Origin of the sequence: Mesorhizobium sp. M0848 (assembly GCF_040319805.1) — a bacterium.
Classification (GTDB): domain Bacteria; phylum Pseudomonadota; class Alphaproteobacteria; order Rhizobiales; family Rhizobiaceae; genus Mesorhizobium.
Genome location: NZ_JAMYOM010000007.1, coordinates 177653 through 196155, shown reverse-complemented (window position 1 = coordinate 196155; position 18503 = coordinate 177653). Strand labels below are relative to the sequence as shown.

Annotated in this window: 14 protein-coding genes; 10 read left to right on the top strand and 4 right to left on the bottom strand. The window is 63.1% G+C overall.

Going from position 1 to position 18503, the window contains the following annotated elements:
• Positions 1–14 precede the first annotated feature (14 nt).
• The 3 genes from NKH95_RS10445 to NKH95_RS10435 all read right to left on the bottom strand — a co-directional run bounded on the left by NKH95_RS10445 (position 15) and on the right by NKH95_RS10435 (position 2593).
• Complete coding sequence (locus tag NKH95_RS10445; protein ID WP_352773030.1) at positions 15–1064, bottom strand: aldo/keto reductase; 1050 nt, start codon at positions 1062–1064, stop codon at positions 15–17.
• A gap of 177 nt (positions 1065–1241) precedes the next feature.
• Complete coding sequence (locus tag NKH95_RS10440) at positions 1242–1496, bottom strand: type II toxin-antitoxin system Phd/YefM family antitoxin (RefSeq protein ID WP_127380713.1); 255 nt, start codon at positions 1494–1496, stop codon at positions 1242–1244.
• Positions 1497–1930: 434 nt separating this feature from the next.
• A complete protein-coding gene (locus NKH95_RS10435; protein ID WP_352891481.1) occupies positions 1931–2593 on the bottom strand; it encodes a YggS family pyridoxal phosphate-dependent enzyme in 663 nt (220 codons plus the stop codon).
• A 155-nt stretch (positions 2594–2748) separates the two neighbouring features.
• On the opposite strand from NKH95_RS10435, the gene leuS reads away from it, so the two are divergent.
• The 3 genes from leuS to NKH95_RS10420 all read left to right on the top strand — a co-directional run bounded on the left by leuS (position 2749) and on the right by NKH95_RS10420 (position 8932).
• Positions 2749–5373, top strand: coding sequence for a leucine--tRNA ligase (leuS, locus tag NKH95_RS10430; RefSeq protein ID WP_352773025.1), 2625 nt, complete (start codon positions 2749–2751; stop codon positions 5371–5373).
• The gene (gene lptE / locus NKH95_RS10425; RefSeq protein ID WP_023811749.1) at positions 5360–5938 is read left to right on the top strand and encodes an LPS assembly lipoprotein LptE; all 579 of its coding nucleotides are present in this window, start codon (positions 5360–5362) and stop codon (positions 5936–5938) included. Before leuS ends, lptE begins: the two co-directional genes overlap by 14 nt.
• A gap of 309 nt (positions 5939–6247) precedes the next feature.
• Positions 6248–8932 (top strand): DNA translocase FtsK, encoded by a 2685-nt coding sequence (locus NKH95_RS10420; RefSeq protein WP_352891479.1) that lies wholly within the window; start codon positions 6248–6250, stop codon positions 8930–8932.
• Between the two features lie 87 nt (positions 8933–9019).
• On the opposite strand, the gene fsa is transcribed toward NKH95_RS10420, so the two are convergent.
• On the bottom strand, positions 9020–9676 hold the full coding sequence (gene fsa / locus NKH95_RS10415; protein ID WP_127270489.1) for a fructose-6-phosphate aldolase: 657 nt from the start codon (positions 9674–9676) through the stop codon (positions 9020–9022).
• A gap of 90 nt (positions 9677–9766) precedes the next feature.
• Between fsa and NKH95_RS10410 the strand changes: the two genes are divergently transcribed.
• The 7 genes from NKH95_RS10410 (at position 9767) to atpD (ending at position 18417) form a co-directional block, all read left to right on the top strand.
• The gene (locus NKH95_RS10410; protein ID WP_352891477.1) at positions 9767–11950 is read left to right on the top strand and encodes a primosomal protein N'; all 2184 of its coding nucleotides are present in this window, start codon (positions 9767–9769) and stop codon (positions 11948–11950) included.
• A gap of 366 nt (positions 11951–12316) precedes the next feature.
• A complete protein-coding gene (locus tag NKH95_RS10400) occupies positions 12317–13012 on the top strand; it encodes an aspartate/glutamate racemase family protein (protein WP_023811754.1) in 696 nt (231 codons plus the stop codon).
• Between the two features lie 94 nt (positions 13013–13106).
• Positions 13107–13502, top strand: coding sequence for an AGROH133_08824 family phage infection protein (locus tag NKH95_RS10395; RefSeq protein ID WP_013529034.1), 396 nt, complete (start codon positions 13107–13109; stop codon positions 13500–13502).
• A gap of 246 nt (positions 13503–13748) precedes the next feature.
• Positions 13749–14309, top strand: a complete 561-nt coding sequence (locus NKH95_RS10390) for a F0F1 ATP synthase subunit delta (protein ID WP_023762496.1) — start codon at positions 13749–13751, stop codon at positions 14307–14309.
• Positions 14309–15838 (top strand): F0F1 ATP synthase subunit alpha, encoded by a 1530-nt coding sequence (atpA, locus tag NKH95_RS10385; RefSeq protein ID WP_023811756.1) that lies wholly within the window; start codon positions 14309–14311, stop codon positions 15836–15838. The genes NKH95_RS10390 and atpA overlap by 1 nt, the downstream gene beginning before the upstream one ends.
• 31 nt (positions 15839–15869) lie before the next feature.
• Positions 15870–16754 (top strand): F0F1 ATP synthase subunit gamma, encoded by an 885-nt coding sequence (locus NKH95_RS10380; RefSeq protein WP_127261419.1) that lies wholly within the window; start codon positions 15870–15872, stop codon positions 16752–16754.
• Positions 16755–16824: 70 nt separating this feature from the next.
• Entirely contained in the window at positions 16825–18417 is a 1593-nt protein-coding gene (atpD, locus tag NKH95_RS10375) for a F0F1 ATP synthase subunit beta (protein ID WP_352799234.1), read from the top strand.
• Positions 18418–18503: the final 86 nt, after the last annotated feature.

Here is an 18503-nt window from a genome sequence, read left to right as displayed (position 1 = left end):
AGCGTGGGCTATATTTATGCTTTCGGCGTGAACGGCGCCGGGCGGCGGCCCGCTGCCTGGCGCTCCAGCATCCAGCCGGGATATTCGGACGGCAGGGCGCTGACCTCGTCGAGACGAAGCAGATCGTCGCTGTCGAGCTTCACTTCAGTGGCGGCAAGGTTCTGCTCCAGCTGCTCCATGCGGCTGGCGCCGATGATGACGCTCATCACGAAGGGCTTGGCCAGGACATAGCCGAGCGCCACCGTGGCGACGCTGACATCATGCTTTTTGGCGATTTCGCGCATGACGGCAACGGCCGCCCAGGCACGGTCCTCATTGACCGGCGGGAAGTTGAAGGACGCGCGGCGGCCTTCGCCATTGCCGGGCGCGCCGGGGCCATATTTGCCGGACAGCAGGCCACCGGCCATCGGCGACCACACCATCAGGCCGAGCTTCTCCTCATTGAGCAAGGGTACGATTTCGCGCTCGAGGTCGCGGCCGGCGATCGAATAGTAGGATTGCACGGTCTCGAAGCGGGCGAAACCCTTGCGCTCGGCGATGCCGAGCGCCTTGGCGATGCGCCATGCCGCCCAGTTGGAGACGCCGACATAGCGGACCTTGCCGCTGGCAACGAGATCGTCGAGCGCCCGCAGCGTTTCATCGATCGGCGTCACGGTGTCGGTGCCGTGCAGCTGGTAAAGATCGATATGGTCGAGTTGCAGCCGCTTCAGGCTGGCGTCGACCGAGTCCATGATGTGGCCGCGTGAAGAGCCGCGCTGGTTCGGACCGTCGCCCATGGCGCCGTGGGCTTTGGTGGCGATGACCACATTCTGCCTGTTCACGCCGAGATCCCTGAGCGACTGGCCGAGCAGCCGTTCGGATTCGCCAAAGGAGTAGACGTCGGCCGTATCGAAGAAATTGACGCCGGCGGCGAGCGAATGGGCAACGATCTCGTTGACGCCCCTCTGGTCGAGACTGGCGATCAGGCCCCATTGGGCATTTTCACCGGCAGCACCGAAGGTCATGGTGCCGAGGCAGATTTCGGAGACGAACATCCCCGTATTTCCAAACTGATTGTAACGCATGGTGGCGGCTCCAGAGAGTTTGTGATGACGCAAAGCAAATAGGAACGGTACGTTTCGTTTCCAATTGCTGGCTCAACGAGCCCGCCGAGTTGGCCTATAATCCCTCACCGCATCTAATGCCGCCATCAGAAAAGCGCCCGCTGCATTCACCGAACGAGGTTCGCATGAGTATGCGGATTATAAGTCTATAACTCGGATCTTCGTCTTCGGGCGGCGATTGACCTCCTCGACGAAGTCGTCATCCCACACGGGACCTGAGAGAAGATATTCCGCAAGCGAAGGTGTTGCGCCGACCAGTCGGTCGTAGTCCTCGGGGGAGAGTACGACAGCAGTTGGCTTTCCGCGCACCGTGATGGTTTGTGGCCCTTGTTCCCGCGCCTGCCGTACGAGTTTCGACAGATTGTTCTTCGCGTCCTTAAGATGCCAGTTCAAGGGCACTACTCGCTAGATGGCTTCGCTAGTCATATACCAGATGCCGTTGAAGCATGGCAGGGTTTCCGCTCCAACAGATGTGTTCGCTAGTTCCTCGACATGGGTTGGAAGCTATTGGCAGCGAGAATCTATAGCCTCTTTCGGCGGCAGATCGCAAACCTCGGGGATTGGCCTAAACATCTCTCTCGTCGTCATCCACGGGCGGAGCAAGGAGCGCAGCGACGCAGCGCAGACCCGAGGATCCATGCCGCGACATCTGCCGAAGAATGCAGCGGAACAGAATTCTGCACCGCTGCATTTTCCTTGTCGTCACGGCATGGATCCTAGGGTCTGCGCTTCGCGTCGCTCCGCCCTAGGATGACGAAGGTGTGGTGGCCTGCAGCCAATCGAATATGTTGGAATTTAGCGACTAGAGACCGGTCTGTGCATCGGAACTATCGGCTGCCGAAGATCGCCGAACCGACGCGGACGCTGGTGGCGCCGAAGGCGATCGCCGTCTCGTAGTCGCCAGACATGCCCATCGAGAGTTTGGCGACGTCGGCTTCCTTGCCGAGCTTTTCCAACAGCGCGAAGTGCGGGCCGGGGTTCTCATCGGCCGGCGGGATGCACATCAGGCCCTCGATGGCGAGGCCATGCTCGTCGCGGCAGCGGGCGACAAAGGCCACGGCGTCGCGGGGCTCGATGCCTGCCTTCTGCGGCTCGGAGCCGGTGTTGACCTGGACGTAGAGCTTCGGTGCGCGGCCCTGCCTGGCGATCTCCTTGGCCAGTTCGGCGGCGATCTTCTCGCGATCGATCGTCTCGATGACGTCGAACAGCGCCACAGCCTCCTTGGCCTTGTTGGATTGCAGCGGGCCGATCAGATGCAGTTCGATGTCGGGAAATGCGTCCTTCAGATCAGGCCATTTGCCTTGCGCCTCCTGCACGCGGTTCTCGCCGAAGACGCGCTGGCCGGCCTCGATGACCGGGCCGATGTCGGCAGCGTCGAAGGTCTTTGAGACCGCGACCAGCGTCACGACGCCGGCTTCGCGGCCGGCCTCGCGCTCGGCGGCGGCGATCTTCGCCTTGACCGCGAAAAATTGCTGAACGGCGTCACCCATATGCAAATCCTGCTGTTTTGACCGGCGTTTTTGTCAGACGCGATACCCATATGGTTGACGGGTTTGCCAAACCATGGTGAACACCCGGACCACATTCCCTGAACTGCCGAGCCATCGCCCGCAGTTCGCGCCTGCTTTTAAGTGAAAAACGTCCCATGGCAACCGAACGATACAATCCGCGCGCGTCAGAGCCCAAATGGCAGAAGGCCTGGGACGCCAAGAAGCTGTTCGAAGCGCACAATGACGATCCGCGCCCGAAATACTATGTGCTGGAGATGTTTCCCTATCCGTCGGGGCGCATCCATATAGGCCACACCCGCAACTACACGATGGGCGACGTGGTGGCGCGCTACAAGCGGGCCAAGGGCTTCAACGTACTGCACCCGATGGGCTGGGACGCCTTCGGCATGCCGGCCGAAAACGCGGCGATGCAAAACAAGGTCCACCCCAAGGAATGGACCTACCAGAACATCGCCACCATGCGCGAGCAGCTCAAGGTCATGGGCCTGTCGCTGGACTGGGCGCGCGAATTCGCCACCTGCGACGTCGACTACTACCACCGCCAGCAGATGCTGTTCCTCGATTTTGTCGAGAAGGGGCTGGTGACGCGCAAATCCTCCAAGGTCAACTGGGACCCGGAGGACATGACCGTGCTCGCCAACGAGCAGGTCATCGACGGGCGCGGCTGGCGCTCGGGCGCGCTGGTCGAACAGCGCGAACTGACGCAGTGGTTCTTCAAGATCACCGACTTCGCGCAGGATCTGCTGGATTCGCTCGACGGCCTCGACGAATGGCCGGAAAAGGTGAAGCTGATGCAGCAGAACTGGATCGGCCGCTCGGAAGGCCTGCTGATCCGCTGGCCTCTGGCCGACGCCTCTGATGGCGAGCATGAGCTGGAAGTCTATACGACAAGGCCCGACACCATCTTCGGCGCTTCCTTCATGGCTGTCGCCGCCGATCATCCGTTGGCCAAGAAGGCCGCTGCGCACAATCCGGCGCTGGCGAAGTTCATCGAGGATATCGGCCATATGGGCACCTCGGTGGCGGCGCTGGAGACAGCTGAGAAGAAGGGTTTTGACACCGGCATCCGCGTCGTCCATCCGTTTGACGACAACTGGACGCTGCCTGTCTATGTCGCCAATTTCGTGCTGATGGAATACGGCACCGGCGCCATTTTCGGCTGTCCGTCCGGCGACCAGCGCGACCTCGACTTCGCCAACAAATACGGCCTGCCGGTGATTCCGGTGGTGATGCCGGAAGGCGAGAATCCGGCGACGTTCCAGATCATCGATGAAGCCTATGTCGATGACGGCGTGATGATCAATTCGCGCTTTCTCGACGGCATGAAGCCGGATCAGGCTTTCGACGAGGTCGCCAAACTGCTGGAGCAGAAGACGATCGGCAACCGGCCGATGGCCGAGCGCAAGGTGAATTTCCGCCTGCGTGACTGGGGCATTTCGCGCCAGCGCTACTGGGGATGCCCGATCCCGATGATTCATTGCGAGGGTTGCGGCGTGGTGCCGGTGCCGAAGGCGGACCTGCCGGTGAAGCTGCCCGACGATGTCGATTTCGATCGCCCGGGCAATCCGCTCGACCGGCATCCGACATGGCGCCATGTGAAATGTCCGCAATGCGGCAGGGATGCGCGGCGCGAAACCGACACGATGGACACGTTCGTCGATTCGTCGTGGTACTTCGCCCGCTTCACCGCGCCGTGGGCGCATGAACCGACCGATCCCAAGGCGGCCAACGAATGGCTGCCGGTCGACCAGTATATTGGCGGGATCGAGCACGCGATCCTGCATCTGCTCTATTCGCGCTTCTTCACCCGCGCCATGCGCGAGGCCGGCCATGTCGATCTGGCCGAGCCGTTCAAGGGCCTGTTCACGCAAGGCATGGTGGTGCACGAAACCTATCGCGTCGGCTCGGCATCGAATGGCCGCTGGCTGGCGCCCACCGAAGTTCGGCTGGAGGATGTCGACGGCAAGCGCAGCGCCATCGACATCGCCACCGGCGAGGCCGTCACCATCGGTCCGCTGGAAAAGATGTCGAAATCGAAGAAGAACACGGTGAGCCCGGAAGACATCACCGATGGCTACGGCGCCGATACGGCGCGCTGGTTCATGCTGTCGGATTCTCCTCCCGAGCGCGATGTCGAGTGGACCGACGATGGCGCTGCCGGTGCGCATCGCTTCATCCAGCGCATCTGGCGCCTGGTGTCGACGGCGGCCGAAACACTGGCCGGCATCAAGCCCGTGGCGGCCAGCAGCGGTGAGGCCGCGGTGGTTTCCAAGGCCGCGCACAAGATCCTGAAGGCGGTCGGAGAGGATATCGAGAAGCTCGCCTTCAACCGCGCCATCGCCCGCATCTACGAACTGGCCAACGCGCTGACCACGCCGCTCAACGAGGTGGCCGAAGGCAAGGCCGATGCAGCGCTGAAAGGCGCCTGCCGGCAGGCGGTGGAGATTCTCGTGCATCTGATAGCGCCGGTCATGCCGCATCTGGCCGAGGAGTGCTGGGCAGCGCTTGGCGGCACCGATCTCGTTGCCGAACGGCTTTGGCCGGTCTTCGATCCGGCGCTGGTCGTCGACAACGAAGTCACCTATCCGGTACAGGTCAACGGCAAGAAGCGGGGGGATTTGACAATTGCCCGCGACGCGGACCAAGGTGCGGTCGAAAAAGCGGTATTGGCTCTCGACTTCGTGCAGAAAGCACTCGAAGGGAAGGCTCCGCGCAAGGTGATCATCGTGCCGCAGAGGATCGTCAATGTCGTTGCCTGATCGGGAAAAGACAGAGTTGAGCCATTTGCTGCGCCGCATAGCGCTTGCCGGCCTGATAGGTTCGCTCGCGCTTGTCTCGGCCTGCACGGTGCGGCCGCTCTATTCGAGCGCGCCACTGTCGGGTTCGCAGGCCAGTGCCAGTGCCGAACTGGCGTTGATCGGCATCAAGCCGGTCAATACGCGTTACGGCCAACAGGTGCGCAACAATCTGATTTTCGGGTTTGGACGAGGCGCCGGCGAGCCGGCCTCGCCGGCATATTCGCTCAATCTCGGCGTGACCGAAGCGGTCGAGTCCGCGGCACTCGTGCAGGTCGGAACGGATGAAGACGAACCGACCGCCGGTTCCGTGACGCTGACTGGCAGCTATACGCTGGCCGATGCGAAGACCGGCGTGGTGATCGCATCCGGCAAACGTTCGATCACCTCGTCCTTCGACAGGCCGCGTCAGGAATTCGCCGCATACCGGGCGCAGATCGACGCCGAGAATCGCGCTGCGCGAGAGTTGGCGGAAGCGCTGCAGCTGTCCATTGCCCAGGACCTTGTCCGGCACGGCAAGACCGGCTAGCGCACCTCATCGCTTCACGGAAACGGTCTGGCTCCAGGCACGATGGGGTGATCGTGGGATCATGACCAGATTCCCGAACAGAGCCAGATTCCGAACAGGGATTGTCCGAAGATACCCATCGAGCTACTGCGGCGCAGCGAGTAGATCGCGCCACCAGCGTGGGTGCGGGGAGACGACGATCGTGCCGTGTCGCTCGCAGACCACCACGAAGATTTTGGTGCCCAGGGATGGTCGGCGATCCATCCGGGAAGCAACTGTTAACCACTCGCTCCCTATTGCTCGGCAGACATTTCAAAGTGAGTCTTGAGAATGGAAGCCAAGCGTTTTTCCCGGGTCAATTTATCGACGGCTGCATTGCCTGATGGCCCCGAGGGGAAGCGCTTGGAGAGCATCGGCGACAGGGGTGGTCAGCGAAGTTCTTCCGCGGCAGGCGACCTTGATCGTCCGGCTCGCAAGGAGCCGGACGGCCGGCAGCCCACCACACGCCGGGCCGGCTATTCCGCACAGGTGGTCGATCTCGGCGGCAACAAGCGGCCCTATATGGAACCGCGGGGTTGCTCGGACGATACGCCTTCGAAAATCGGCGATATCGAGAGCCCTGCCTGGCAGGAATATTTCTTCCTTGCACCCAACGTGCGTTTTACACGCACGCCGGACTATGAGGCCAGGAAGCATCGTCCGCAGCACGAGCGTGTTGTCGAACACGCCGCGACGCGCCCAGCAGAGCAAGCCGTTGCGCAATCCGTGGTCGGCGGGGCGTCCTCCGCGCCCTCGCTCCTGGCATTGCCGGCGTCGGTGAACAGCCCTGCTTCCCAGCCGCTGGCCGGCCACGCCGCGCAAGGGCCACTGCCGCCGGCTGCTGCTTTTGTTGCCCCGGAGCGCACCAGGGAGAGGGTGCCAGCCGTTGCGCCGGTGCCGCCGAGGTCGGTCGCTACGGCACGGGCATCCGCGCACGCGTCCGTTGCTCCGGGCGCCAAAACGACCACTTCCGAAAGGCTGCGCTGGCCATATCTTTCGGATCATGCCTTCTTCGAGGCCATGGCACCCTATCTGGTCGACGTTTCGTCGCCGGCCCGGCAGACCGGTCCAGCGTCGCCTGCACCGGTCGCCGTAGCGCCAGTGACCACTATGCCGATCGACATTCGCCCGACGACAGGGACCGATGCCACCGCATTGTTTCGTGTCATCGACTGCCTTCCGGGCCAGGTCTTGAAGCCGTTGCCGGATGTTTGGCCGGCCAATTCGAACCGGACCGTCGCCCAACCTGGCGTGCCGGCGAGCAATGCGCCGTCGCCGGTCCAGGCTGTCGCAATCCCAGCCGCCAAAAGCGATGCCGTTTCCGTATCGGCCGCGCCAAGTGTGAACGTCCCTGCCAGGGCCGTTGGCGCCCGCTCCGCGCGCTTGCCTGGGGCTGGAAAGGTCGTGCTGTCAACCGCGGGCGATCCCTATGAGCTTCCCTCGGAAGAGCTGTTGCAGCAGCCACCGGAGGGACAAGGCTTCTACATGTCGCAGGAGCGGCTCGAGCAGAACGCCGATCTGCTGGAAAGCGTGCTCGAGGACTTCGGCGTGCGTGGCGAGATCATTCATGTTCGCCCAGGCCCGGTCGTCACGCTCTATGAGTTCGAGCCGGCGCCGGGCGTCAAATCTTCTCGCGTCATCGGGCTTGCCGACGATATCGCCCGCTCCATGTCGGCGATTTCGGCGCGGGTCGCCGTCGTGCCTGGCCGCAACGTCATCGGCATCGAGCTCCCGAACGAGATGCGCGAAACCGTCTATTTCCGGGAGCTGATCGAATCGGAAGGCTTTCGCAAGACCAGCTGCAAGCTGGCGCTTTGTCTCGGCAAGACGATCGGCGGCGAGCCGGTCATCGCCGAGCTGGCGAAGATGCCGCATTTGCTGGTGGCCGGAACCACCGGCTCCGGCAAGTCGGTCGCCATCAACACCATGATCCTGTCGTTGCTCTATCGGTTGAAGCCGGAAGAATGCCGGCTGATCATGGTCGATCCCAAGATGCTCGAACTCTCTGTCTATGACGGCATCCCGCATCTTCTGACGCCCGTCGTCACGGACCCCAAGAAAGCCGTGACGGCGCTCAAATGGGCGGTGCGCGAAATGGAGGACCGGTATCGCAAGATGGCGCGGCTCGGTGTGCGCAACATCGACGGCTATAACGAGCGTGCCGCCGCTGCCCGCGACAAGGGCGAGACGGTTGTCATGACCGTGCAGACCGGCTTCGAAAAGGGCACCGGCGAACCGCTTTTCGAACAGCAGGAAATCGACCTTGCGCCGATGCCCTACATCGTCGTCATCGTCGACGAGATGGCCGACCTGATGATGGTCGCCGGCAAGGAGATCGAAGGCGCGATCCAGCGTCTGGCGCAGATGGCGCGCGCTGCCGGCATTCACCTGATCATGGCAACGCAGCGCCCCTCGGTCGATGTCATCACGGGCACGATCAAGGCCAACTTCCCGACCCGGATTTCCTTCCAGGTGACATCGAAGATCGACAGCCGCACAATCCTGGGCGAGCAAGGCGCCGAACAATTGCTTGGCCAGGGCGACATGCTGCACATGATGGGCGGCGGGCGCATTTCCCGCGTGCACGGGCCGTTTGTTTCCGACGCGGAGGTCGAGCATGTCGTCGCGCATCTCAAGGCGCAAGGGCGCCCCGAATATCTGGAAACCGTGACGGCCGATGAGGACGAGGAAGAAATCGAAGAAGACCAGGGCGCGGTCTTCGACAAGGGATCCATTGCAGCCGAAGACAGCGACGCGATCTACGACGAGGCGGTCAAGGTGGTGGTGCGCGACAAGAAGTGCTCGACGTCCTACATCCAGCGCCGCCTCGGCATCGGCTACAACCGCGCCGCGTCCCTGGTCGAGCGTATGGAAAAGGAAGGTTTGGTCGGCACACCCAACCATGTCGGCAAACGCGAAATCATCATGGGCCGGCGCCAGCCGGCAAGCGCACCCGAGGACGATGGCGCGGACTGATCGGCAGCCCGCTTGAAGCGCACATGAAAAAGGCCGGTTGCCCGGCCTTTTCATCACAAGCGAATTGGCTTCAGCCGATCGCCATTCTCAGCCGATCTTCTGGCCGGTTTTTGCCCAGTCGGCAAGGAACTGTTCCAGGCCCTTATCGGTCAGCGGGTGCTTGACCAGTGCCTTCAGGGTCGCCGGCGGCGCGGTCACGACATCGGCGCCGATGAGCGCCGCCTGCTTGACATGGTTCACGGTGCGCACCGAAGCGACCAGGATCTCGGTCTGGAAATCGTAATTGTCGTAGATCTGCCTGATCTCCTGGATCAGCTCCATGCCGTCGATGCCGATGTCGTCGACGCGGCCGACGAAGGGCGAGATGAACGAGGCACCGGCCTTGGCCGCCAGCAGCGCCTGGTTGGCCGAAAAGCACAGCGTGACGTTGACCAGGCGGTTCATCTCGGTGCGGATCGTCTTGCAGGCCTTGAGCCCGTCCAGCGTCAGCGGCACCTTGATGCAGACATTGTCGGCGATCTTGGCCAGAACCTTGGCCTGCTGCATCATCTCGGAATATTCGGTGGCGGTGACTTCAGCCGAGACCGGACCCTTGACGATATCGCAAATCTCTTTGGTGACGTCGGCGATCTTGCCGCCGGATTTGAGGATCAGCGACGGATTGGTGGTGACGCCGTCGAGCAGCCCCAGGTCGTTCAGCTCACGGATATCCTTGACGTCGGCGGTGTCGACAAAAAATTTCATGGCGGGTCTCCTGAAGATTTTCATGTGCATGTCATGCACATTCGGGGTCGGCCTTTGATCTAGACCAAAGTCAGGGCAAGGTCACGCCTCATGATCGAAGATTCGCCCTTTGTCGCAGCCGCACCGGTGCTGGTGCCGATGCCCGCCGAACGCCCCTACACCTATGCCGTGCCGGCCGGCATGCGCGTGGTGCCGGGCTCGATCGTGCGCGTGCCGCTTGGGCCGCGCCAGGTCGCCGGCATCGTCTGGGATGGCGCGGTCGAGAAGGTCGACGCGAAAAAGCTGCGCCCCATCGAACAGGTTTTCGACTGCCCGCCGATCGACCGCGCGATGCGCCGCTTCGTCGACTGGGTGGCGCAATACACGCTGTCGCCGCCGGGCATGGTGGCGCGCATGCTGCTCAGGGCGCCGGAGGCTTTCGACCCCGAACCGTGGATCGAGGGATTGCAGCGCACGCTTCTCGCACCCGACCGGATGACGAGCGCCAGGCAGCGCGTGCTGGAGACGGCCGAAGGCGGCCTTGCCTGGACGCGCTCCGGCCTCGCTCACGCCGCCGGCGTGTCGTCGACGGTGATCGACGGCCTGAGGGCGCAAGGCGTGTTCGAGACCGTGATGATCCCGCCGCGCCCGGTGGTGGCCGCGCCCGATCCCGCCTACGCCACACCGGAACTGATGCCGGACCAGAGCGCCGCGGCGCAGATGCTGCGCGCCAATGTCGCAGCCGGCGTGTTCAACGTCGCGCTGCTCGACGGCGTCACCGGATCAGGTAAGACGGAGGTTTATTTCGAAGCGGTGGCGGCTGCGCTCGACCAGGGCAGGCAGGTGCTGATCCTGCTGCCGGAAATCGCGCTGACGCATGCCTTTCTCGAGCGCTTCCAGCAGCGCTTCGGCGCCAAGCCGGGTGAATGGCATTCCGACCTGCCGCCGCGGATGCGCGAGCGGGTTTGGCGGCAAGTGGCGGAAGGCGGCGTGCGGGTCGTCGCCGGTGCGCGTTCGGCGCTGTTCCTGCCGTTCAAGGAGCTTGGCCTGATCGTCGTCGACGAGGAGCACGACCCTGCCTACAAGCAGGAGGACCGCGTCTTCTACAATGCGCGCGATATGGCGGTGGTGCGCGCCCATATCGGCAGCTTTCCGGTCGTGCTGGCGTCGGCGACGCCATCGGTTGAAAGCCGGGTCAATGCCAGCCAAGGTAAATACAACAGAGCGGTGCTTTCCGCTCGCTTCGCCGAGGCGGCGCTTCCGCATCTGAAGGCGGTCGACATGCGGCGCGCGCCTCCGGCGCGTGGCGGTTTCCTGTCGCCGGTGCTGCTCGACCAGATGCGCCAGACGCTGGAGAGGCAGGAGCAGTCGCTGCTGTTCCTCAACCGGCGCGGCTATGCGCCGCTGACGCTGTGCCGGGTCTGCGGCCACCGCTTCGGCTGCCCGGTCTGCTCGGCCTGGCTGGTCGAGCATCGTTTTCGCGGCCAGCTGGTCTGCCATCATTGCGGGCACAATGAGCGCCGCCCCGAAGCCTGCCCGGAATGCGGCACGCTCGATCATCTGGTCGCCTGCGGGCCAGGTGTCGAGCGGATCGCCGAAGAGGTCGTTACGCATTTTCCCGACGCGCGCACCATCGTCTTGTCGTCGGACCTGATGGGCGGCGTAAGGCGGCTGCGGCTGGAACTGGAGGCGATCGCCGATGGCGAGGCCGACATCGTCATCGGCACGCAGCTCGTCGCCAAGGGCCACAACTTTCCCAACATGACCCTGGTCGGCGTCGTCGATGCCGATCTTGGCCTTGCCAATGGCGATCCGCGCGCCGCCGAGCGCACATTTCAGCTGCTCAGCCAGGTCACCGGCCGCGCCGGCCGCACCGGCAAGAAGAGCCTTGGCCTGCTGCAGACTTTTCAGCCCGACCACCCGGTGATGCGGGCGATCGTCTCGGGCGACGCCGAGGCCTTTTACGAGCGCGAGATCGCCGAGCGCGAACGGGCCGCACTGCCGCCCTTCGGCCGGCTCGCAGGCGTCATCGTTAGTGCGGTGACGCGGGCTGAAGCCGAAGGCCATGCACGTGGCCTGCGCCGCGCCGCGCCCGAGGCGACGGATTTGTTCGTGCTCGGCCCGGCGGAGGCGCCGCTGTCACTGCTCGGCGGCCGCCATCGCTTCCGCCTGCTGATCCAGGGCGAGCGGCGCGCCGATATGCAAGGTTTTATCAGGGCCATGCTGGCCAACGGGCCAAAACAGCGCGGTTCGGTCAGGGTGCAGGTCGATATTGATCCGCAGAGCTTTTTGTAGAGGCGATGGCTGCCGGGCGCTTGGTAAGTGGATTCAAATAGGTACGTCGGGCGGCTCAAAACTCGACGTCTCGTGACGGCGATTCGTTTCGCTCAAATTCAATGCCGCCAGGATACCGAAGTAACCAATCAGCCAAATTTCTCCGACTGTCTTGCGAATAGAGCTTTCGCCCTTCATCGACCGGGACGATCATGGCAGCCGGCCTGCCATTTTTTTTATGATGGTTGGCTCGCCGTTTCCCGCAGCCTCCACAATTGCCGAGAGTGTCGCCTTGGCCTGCTGAAGCTGAACGGTTTTCACTGCGACCTCCTTATGCTCTCATGTGTTTATAGTATCGGGGATCGCCCAGGAAAAGGAACAGCCCTTATGAAAACCCTCGGCCTTCTGGGCGGCATGAGCTGGGAATCGACCGCCATCTACTATCGCCTGCTCAACGAGATCGTGCGCGAGCGGCTGGGCGGCTTGCATTCTGCCAAACTCCTGCTGTGGTCCTTCGATTTTGCAGAGATCGCCGAGCGGCAGCATCACGGCGACTGGGACGGCGCCGGCGTGCTTCTCGTCGAAGCAGCGCGCAAACTCGAGGCCGGCGGCGCGGAAGGTCTGCTTTTGTGCACCAACACCATGCACAGGCTGGCCGATGAGGTGCAGGCGTCGGTGTCGATCCCGCTGATCCACATCGCCGACGCCACGGCGGTGGCGGTCAAGCGCGCCGGCATGCAGCGGCCGGCGCTGCTGGCGACGCGCTTCACCATGGAGCAGGACTTCTACAAGGGCCGGCTCGCCGACAGATTTGGATTGAGCCCTGTGGTGCCGGATGCGGCCGGGCGCGACATGGTCCATCGTGTCATCTATGAGGAACTGTGCCAAGGCATCGTCAAGGAGACTTCAAAGGCGGCTTACATAGCCGAGACCGAGCGCCTGCGCCGCGAAGAGGCGGCCGACAGCGTCATCATGGGCTGCACCGAGATCACCATGCTCATCGGCCAGCAGGACTTCGACGTTCCGGTCTTCGACACAACGCGCATCCATGCCGAGGCGGCGGTCGAATTCACGCTGGGCTGACAGGCTTCCGCAAATTGCCGAACTCCATCTGGCGTCCTTTCTTTCCTTCGCTAGAATGCCGGGAATTTCAAAACAGGCATTTCGAGGGGACGAGATGGATTTTGCGCTTCCATGGCCGACGAGCCAGGGCGAATGGCTGGCCTGGTCGAGCGCCGTCTTCACCGTGCTGCTCGGCCTTTTGTTTTTTCTGGCACCTGGTCTCGCCTTCCGTGCCCTGCGCTTGCAGGTCAAGCCAGAGAAGGCTGCCGCGATCGCCGAGGGGCGCGGCAGGATGTCGGGCTTTTATCTCGGTGTCGGCCTGTGCTGTATCCTGCTGGCGCAGCCGCTGATCTACATGGCGCTCGGCTTTTCCTGGTTGTTCACCGCCTTCGGCCGGCTGCTGTCGATGATGTCTGATGGCGCCAACACGCCTTTCAATTGGGTTTCCATTGTGCTGGAATTGGTCCTGGCGGCGTTGCCGCTCGCCTTTGCCTTCGGCTTTCTGCCTTGAATCGTTGGGTATTCCGCGATGGAAGACGGGTGACTTTCCCCGGATGCGACAATAGTGCCTGAAAACCATGCGGAACGACGCATTGCGGTCTTAAAATGCCTGTGCTAGACGGCAATCGACTTTCGGCCGGTGATAGCGGAAGCCGCGCCTCCGTGCTCGAAAAAATGCAGTAAGGTCAAAGATTTAGCCAGAGTTTTTGCTCGCGCCAACAATCTACGGCCTGTCAGACAAGAGAAAAGACGGTCCGTGGCTCAATCGTCATCGCCAATCTCAGGTGTCGCAGAACGCTATGCGGGTTCGCTGTTCGAACTCGCCCTGCAGGCAAATTCCGTGGCCAAGGTCGAAGCCGACCTCAACAGTTTCGAAGCCATGCTCGCGGGCAGCGCTGATCTCACCCGGCTGATCAATAGCCCGGTGTTCTCCAGCGAGGACCAGGCGAAGGCCATTGCGGCGATTGCCGACAAGGCGGGGATTGCCGGCCTCACTGGCAATTTCCTGCGCGTCGTCGCCCGCAACCGCCGGCTGTTCGCCATTCCCGGCATGATCAGGGCGTTCCGCCAGATATCAGCCGAACATCGTGGCGAGACCGCTGCTGAAGTGACGTCGGCGCACGAGCTGACGGCTGCCCAGCAGACCGAACTCAAGGCGGCGCTGAAGAGCGTTGCCGGCAAGGACGTGGCCATCTCCGTCACCGTCGATCCGTCGCTGCTCGGCGGGCTGGTGGTCAAGATGGGCTCGCGCCAGATCGATACGTCGCTCAAAACCAAACTCAATTCGCTCAAGCTTGCACTGAAAGAGGTCGGCTGATGGACATCCGCGCCGCGGAAATTTCCGCAATTCTGAAAGACCAGATCAAGAATTTCGGCAAGGAGGCCGAGGTCTCCGAAGTCGGACAGGTGCTGTCCGTCGGTGACGGTATCGCCCGTGTCTACGGCCTCGACAATGTCCAGGCCGGCGAAATGGTCGAATTCCCCGGCGGCATCCGCGGCATGGCGCTCAACCTCGAAGCCGACAATGTCGGCGTCGTCATCTTCGGCGCCGACCGCGACATCAAGGAAGGCGATATCGTCAAGCGCACCGGCGCGATCGTCGACGTCCCCGTCGGCCCCGGCCTGCTCGGCCGCGTTGTCGATGCGCTCGGCAATCCGATCGACGGCAAGGGTCCGATCAAGGCAGTCGAGCGCAAGCGCGTCGACGTCAAGGCGCCCGGCATCATCCCGCGCAAGTCGGTGAACGAGCCGATGTCGACCGGCCTCAAGGCCATCGATGCGTTGATCCCGGTCGGTCGCGGCCAGCGCGAGCTGGTCATCGGCGATCGCCAGACCGGCAAGACCGCCATCATCCTCGACACGATGCTCAACCAGAAATCGGTGCACGACAACGGCCCCGAGAAGGAAAAGCTCTACTGCGTCTATGTCGCCGTCGGCCAGAAGCGCTCGACCGTCGCGCAGTTCGTCAAGGTGCTGGAAGAGCGCGGCGCGCTCGAATACTCGATCATCGTCGCCGCCACCGCTTCCGATCCGGCACCGATGCAGTTCCTGGCGCCGTTCGCTGGCGCCACCATGGGCGAATATTTCCGCGACAATGGCATGCACGCGCTGATCAGCTATGACGATCTGTCGAAGCAGGCCGTCGCCTATCGCCAGATGTCGCTGCTGCTGCGCCGCCCGCCGGGCCGCGAAGCCTATCCGGGCGACGTCTTCTACCTGCACTCGCGCCTGCTCGAGCGCGCCGCCAAGCTCAACGACGATCTGGGCGGTGGTTCGCTGACCGCGCTGCCGATCATCGAGACGCAGGCCAACGACGTGTCGGCCTACATCCCGACCAACGTGATCTCGATCACCGACGGCCAGATATTCCTCGAAACCAACCTGTTCTTCCAGGGCATCCGTCCTGCGGTGAACGTCGGCCTGTCGGTCAGCCGCGTCGGCTCGGCCGCGCAGATCAAGGCGATGAAGCAGGTTGCCGGCTCGATCAAGGGCGAGCTCGCGCAGTACCGCGAAATGGCGGCCTTCGCGCAGTTCGGCTCCGATCTCGACGCCGCCACGCAGCGCCTGCTCAACCGCGGATCGCGCCTGACCGAACTCCTGAAGCAGCCGCAGTTCTCGCCGCTGAAGACGGAAGAGCAGGTCGCGGTGATCTTCGCCGGCGTCAACGGCTATCTCGACAAGCTGCCGGTCAACCAGGTCGGCAAGTTCGAGCATGGCCTGCTCAGCCACATGCGTTCGGCCGGCAAGGACGTCCTCGATGCCATCCGCAAGGAAAAGGCGCTGTCGGACGATCTGCGCGCCAAGCTGAAGGCCGAGATCGACGCTTTCGCCAAGACCTTCGCCTGAGCGAATTGCAAGACGGGATCAGGTTTGAAGCATGCCTTCATTAAAAGACCTTCGTAACCGTATCGCCTCGGTCAAGGCGACGCAGAAGATCACCAAGGCGATGCAGATGGTCGCCGCGGCGAAGCTGCGCCGTGCGCAAGAGGCTGCGGAAGCGGCGCGCCCCTATTCGGAGCGCATGGGTTCCGTGCTGGCCAACATCACCCAGGCCATCGGCGGCGGCGGCGATGCCCCGGCGCTGATGACCGGCACCGGCAAGGATGACGTGCATCTGCTCGTCGTCTGCACCGCCGAGCGCGGCCTGTGCGGCGGCTTCAATTCGCAGATCGCCCGCCTTGCCCGCGACCATATCCGCAAGCTTTTGGCGGACGGCAAGCAGGTCAAGATCATCTGCGTCGGCAAGAAGGGTTTCGACATCCTGCGCCGCGACTATGCGTCGATGATCATCGACCGCGTCGATCTGCGCGAGGTCAAGACACTCGGCTTCGTCAATGCCGATGCGATCGCCAAGAAGGTCATCCACCTCTTCAATGAGGGCGGCTTCGACATCTGCACGCTGTTCTATTCGCAGTTCAAGTCGGTGATCAGCCAGATCCCGACCGCGCAGCAGATCATTCCGGCCGGCGTTGCTTCGGCTCCTGCCGAGGCGATCGATGGCGGCAACGCCGTCTACGAATATGAGCCGGAGCCGGGCGAAATCCTCTCCGACCTCATTCCGCGCAACATCTCCGTGCAGGTTTTCCGGGCGCTGCTCGAAAATGTGGCCGGCGAAATGGGCGCCAAGATGAGCGCCATGGACAATGCGACGCGCAACGCCGGCGACATGATCAACAAGCTGTCGATCACCTATAACCGCCAGCGGCAGGCGCAGATCACCAAGGAACTGATCGAAATCATTTCGGGCGCCGAGGCGCTCTAGGCGTGGTTCGCGGGTCATCGACCCGCGACTGGACCGCGTGAGAAACAAAGGACGAAAAAGGGTAAAGACGATGGCGAAAGCAGCGACCCCCCAGAAGGCGACATCCAAGACGGCAGCCCCCAAGGCCGCAGCCGCGAAAACCGCAGCCCCCGTGAAGGCGGCAAAGGCTCCAGCAGCCCCGGCCAAGGCGGCAGCACCGGCGAAGGCCGCCGCTGCCAAGACATTGGCAGTGGCCAGCAAGGCAACCGGCGTTGCCGGCAAGGTCCGCCAGGTCATCGGCGCCGTTGTCGACGTGCAGTTCGGCGATCACCTGCCGGCGATCCTGAACGCGCTCGAGACGACCAATGTCGGCAATCGCCTGGTGCTCGAAGTCGCCCAGCATCTGGGTGAAAACACAGTGCGCTGCATCGCCATGGACTCGACCGAAGGTCTGGTTCGCGGCCAGGAAGTGCGTGACACCGGCGCGCCGATCACCGTGCCGGTCGGCCCGGGCATGCTCGGCCGCATCATCAACGTCATCGGCGAGCCGGTCGACGAAGAAGGCCCGGTCGACGCGACCGAAATGCGCTCCATCCACCAGCCGGCTCCGACCTATGTCGAGCAGTCGACGGAAGCGCAGATCCTGATCACCGGCATCAAGGTGCTCGACCTGCTGGCGCCCTACGCCAAGGGCGGCAAGATCGGCCTGTTCGGCGGCGCCGGCGTCGGCAAGACCGTGCTGATCCAGGAACTGATCAACAACATCGCCAAGGCGCATGGCGGCTATTCGGTGTTCGCCGGCGTCGGCGAGCGCACCCGCGAAGGCAACGATCTCTATCACGAGTTCATCGAATCCGGCGTCAACAAGAAGGGCGGCGGCGAAGGCTCCAAGGCCGCACTCGTCTACGGCCAAATGAACGAGCCGCCGGGCGCGCGCGCCCGCGTCGGCCTGACCGGCCTGACGGTTGCCGAATATTTCCGCGACCAGGGCCAGGACGTGCTGTTCTTCGTCGACAACATCTTCCGCTTCACGCAGGCCGGTTCGGAAGTGTCGGCTCTGCTCGGCCGTATTCCTTCGGCCGTGGGCTATCAGCCGACGCTCGCCACCGACATGGGCGCGCTGCAGGAACGCATCACCACCACGACCAAGGGCTCGATCACGTCCGTGCAGGCCATCTATGTGCCCGCCGACGACTTGACCGATCCGGCGCCGGCGACCTCGTTCGCCCACCTTGACGCGACGACGACGCTCAACCGCGCCATCGCCGAAAAGGGCATCTATCCGGCCGTCGATCCGCTGGATTCGACCTCGCGCATGCTCGACCCGCTGGTCGTCGGCGACGAGCATTATGGCGTCGCGCGCCAGGTGCAGTCGATCCTCCAGCGCTACAAGTCGCTGCAGGACATCATCGCCATCCTGGGCATGGACGAGCTGTCGGAAGAGGACAAGCAAACCGTGGCCCGCGCCCGCAAGATCGAGCGCTTCCTGTCGCAGCCGTTCTTCGTCGCCGAAGTGTTCACCGGCGCGCCGGGCAAGCTGGTCGACCTCGCCGACACCATCAAGGGCTTCAAGGGCCTCTGCAACGGCGACTACGATCACCTTCCGGAAGCTGCCTTCTACATGGTCGGCGGCATCGAGGAAGCGGTCGAGAAGGCACAGCGCCTCGCGGCTGAAGCGGCTTAATTTAGGGAATAGGGAGTAGTCAGTAGTGAGTGGGGAATAGCAGCTGCGTAATGTGGACCGGTTAGGGCCACTTACTACTGCCTAGT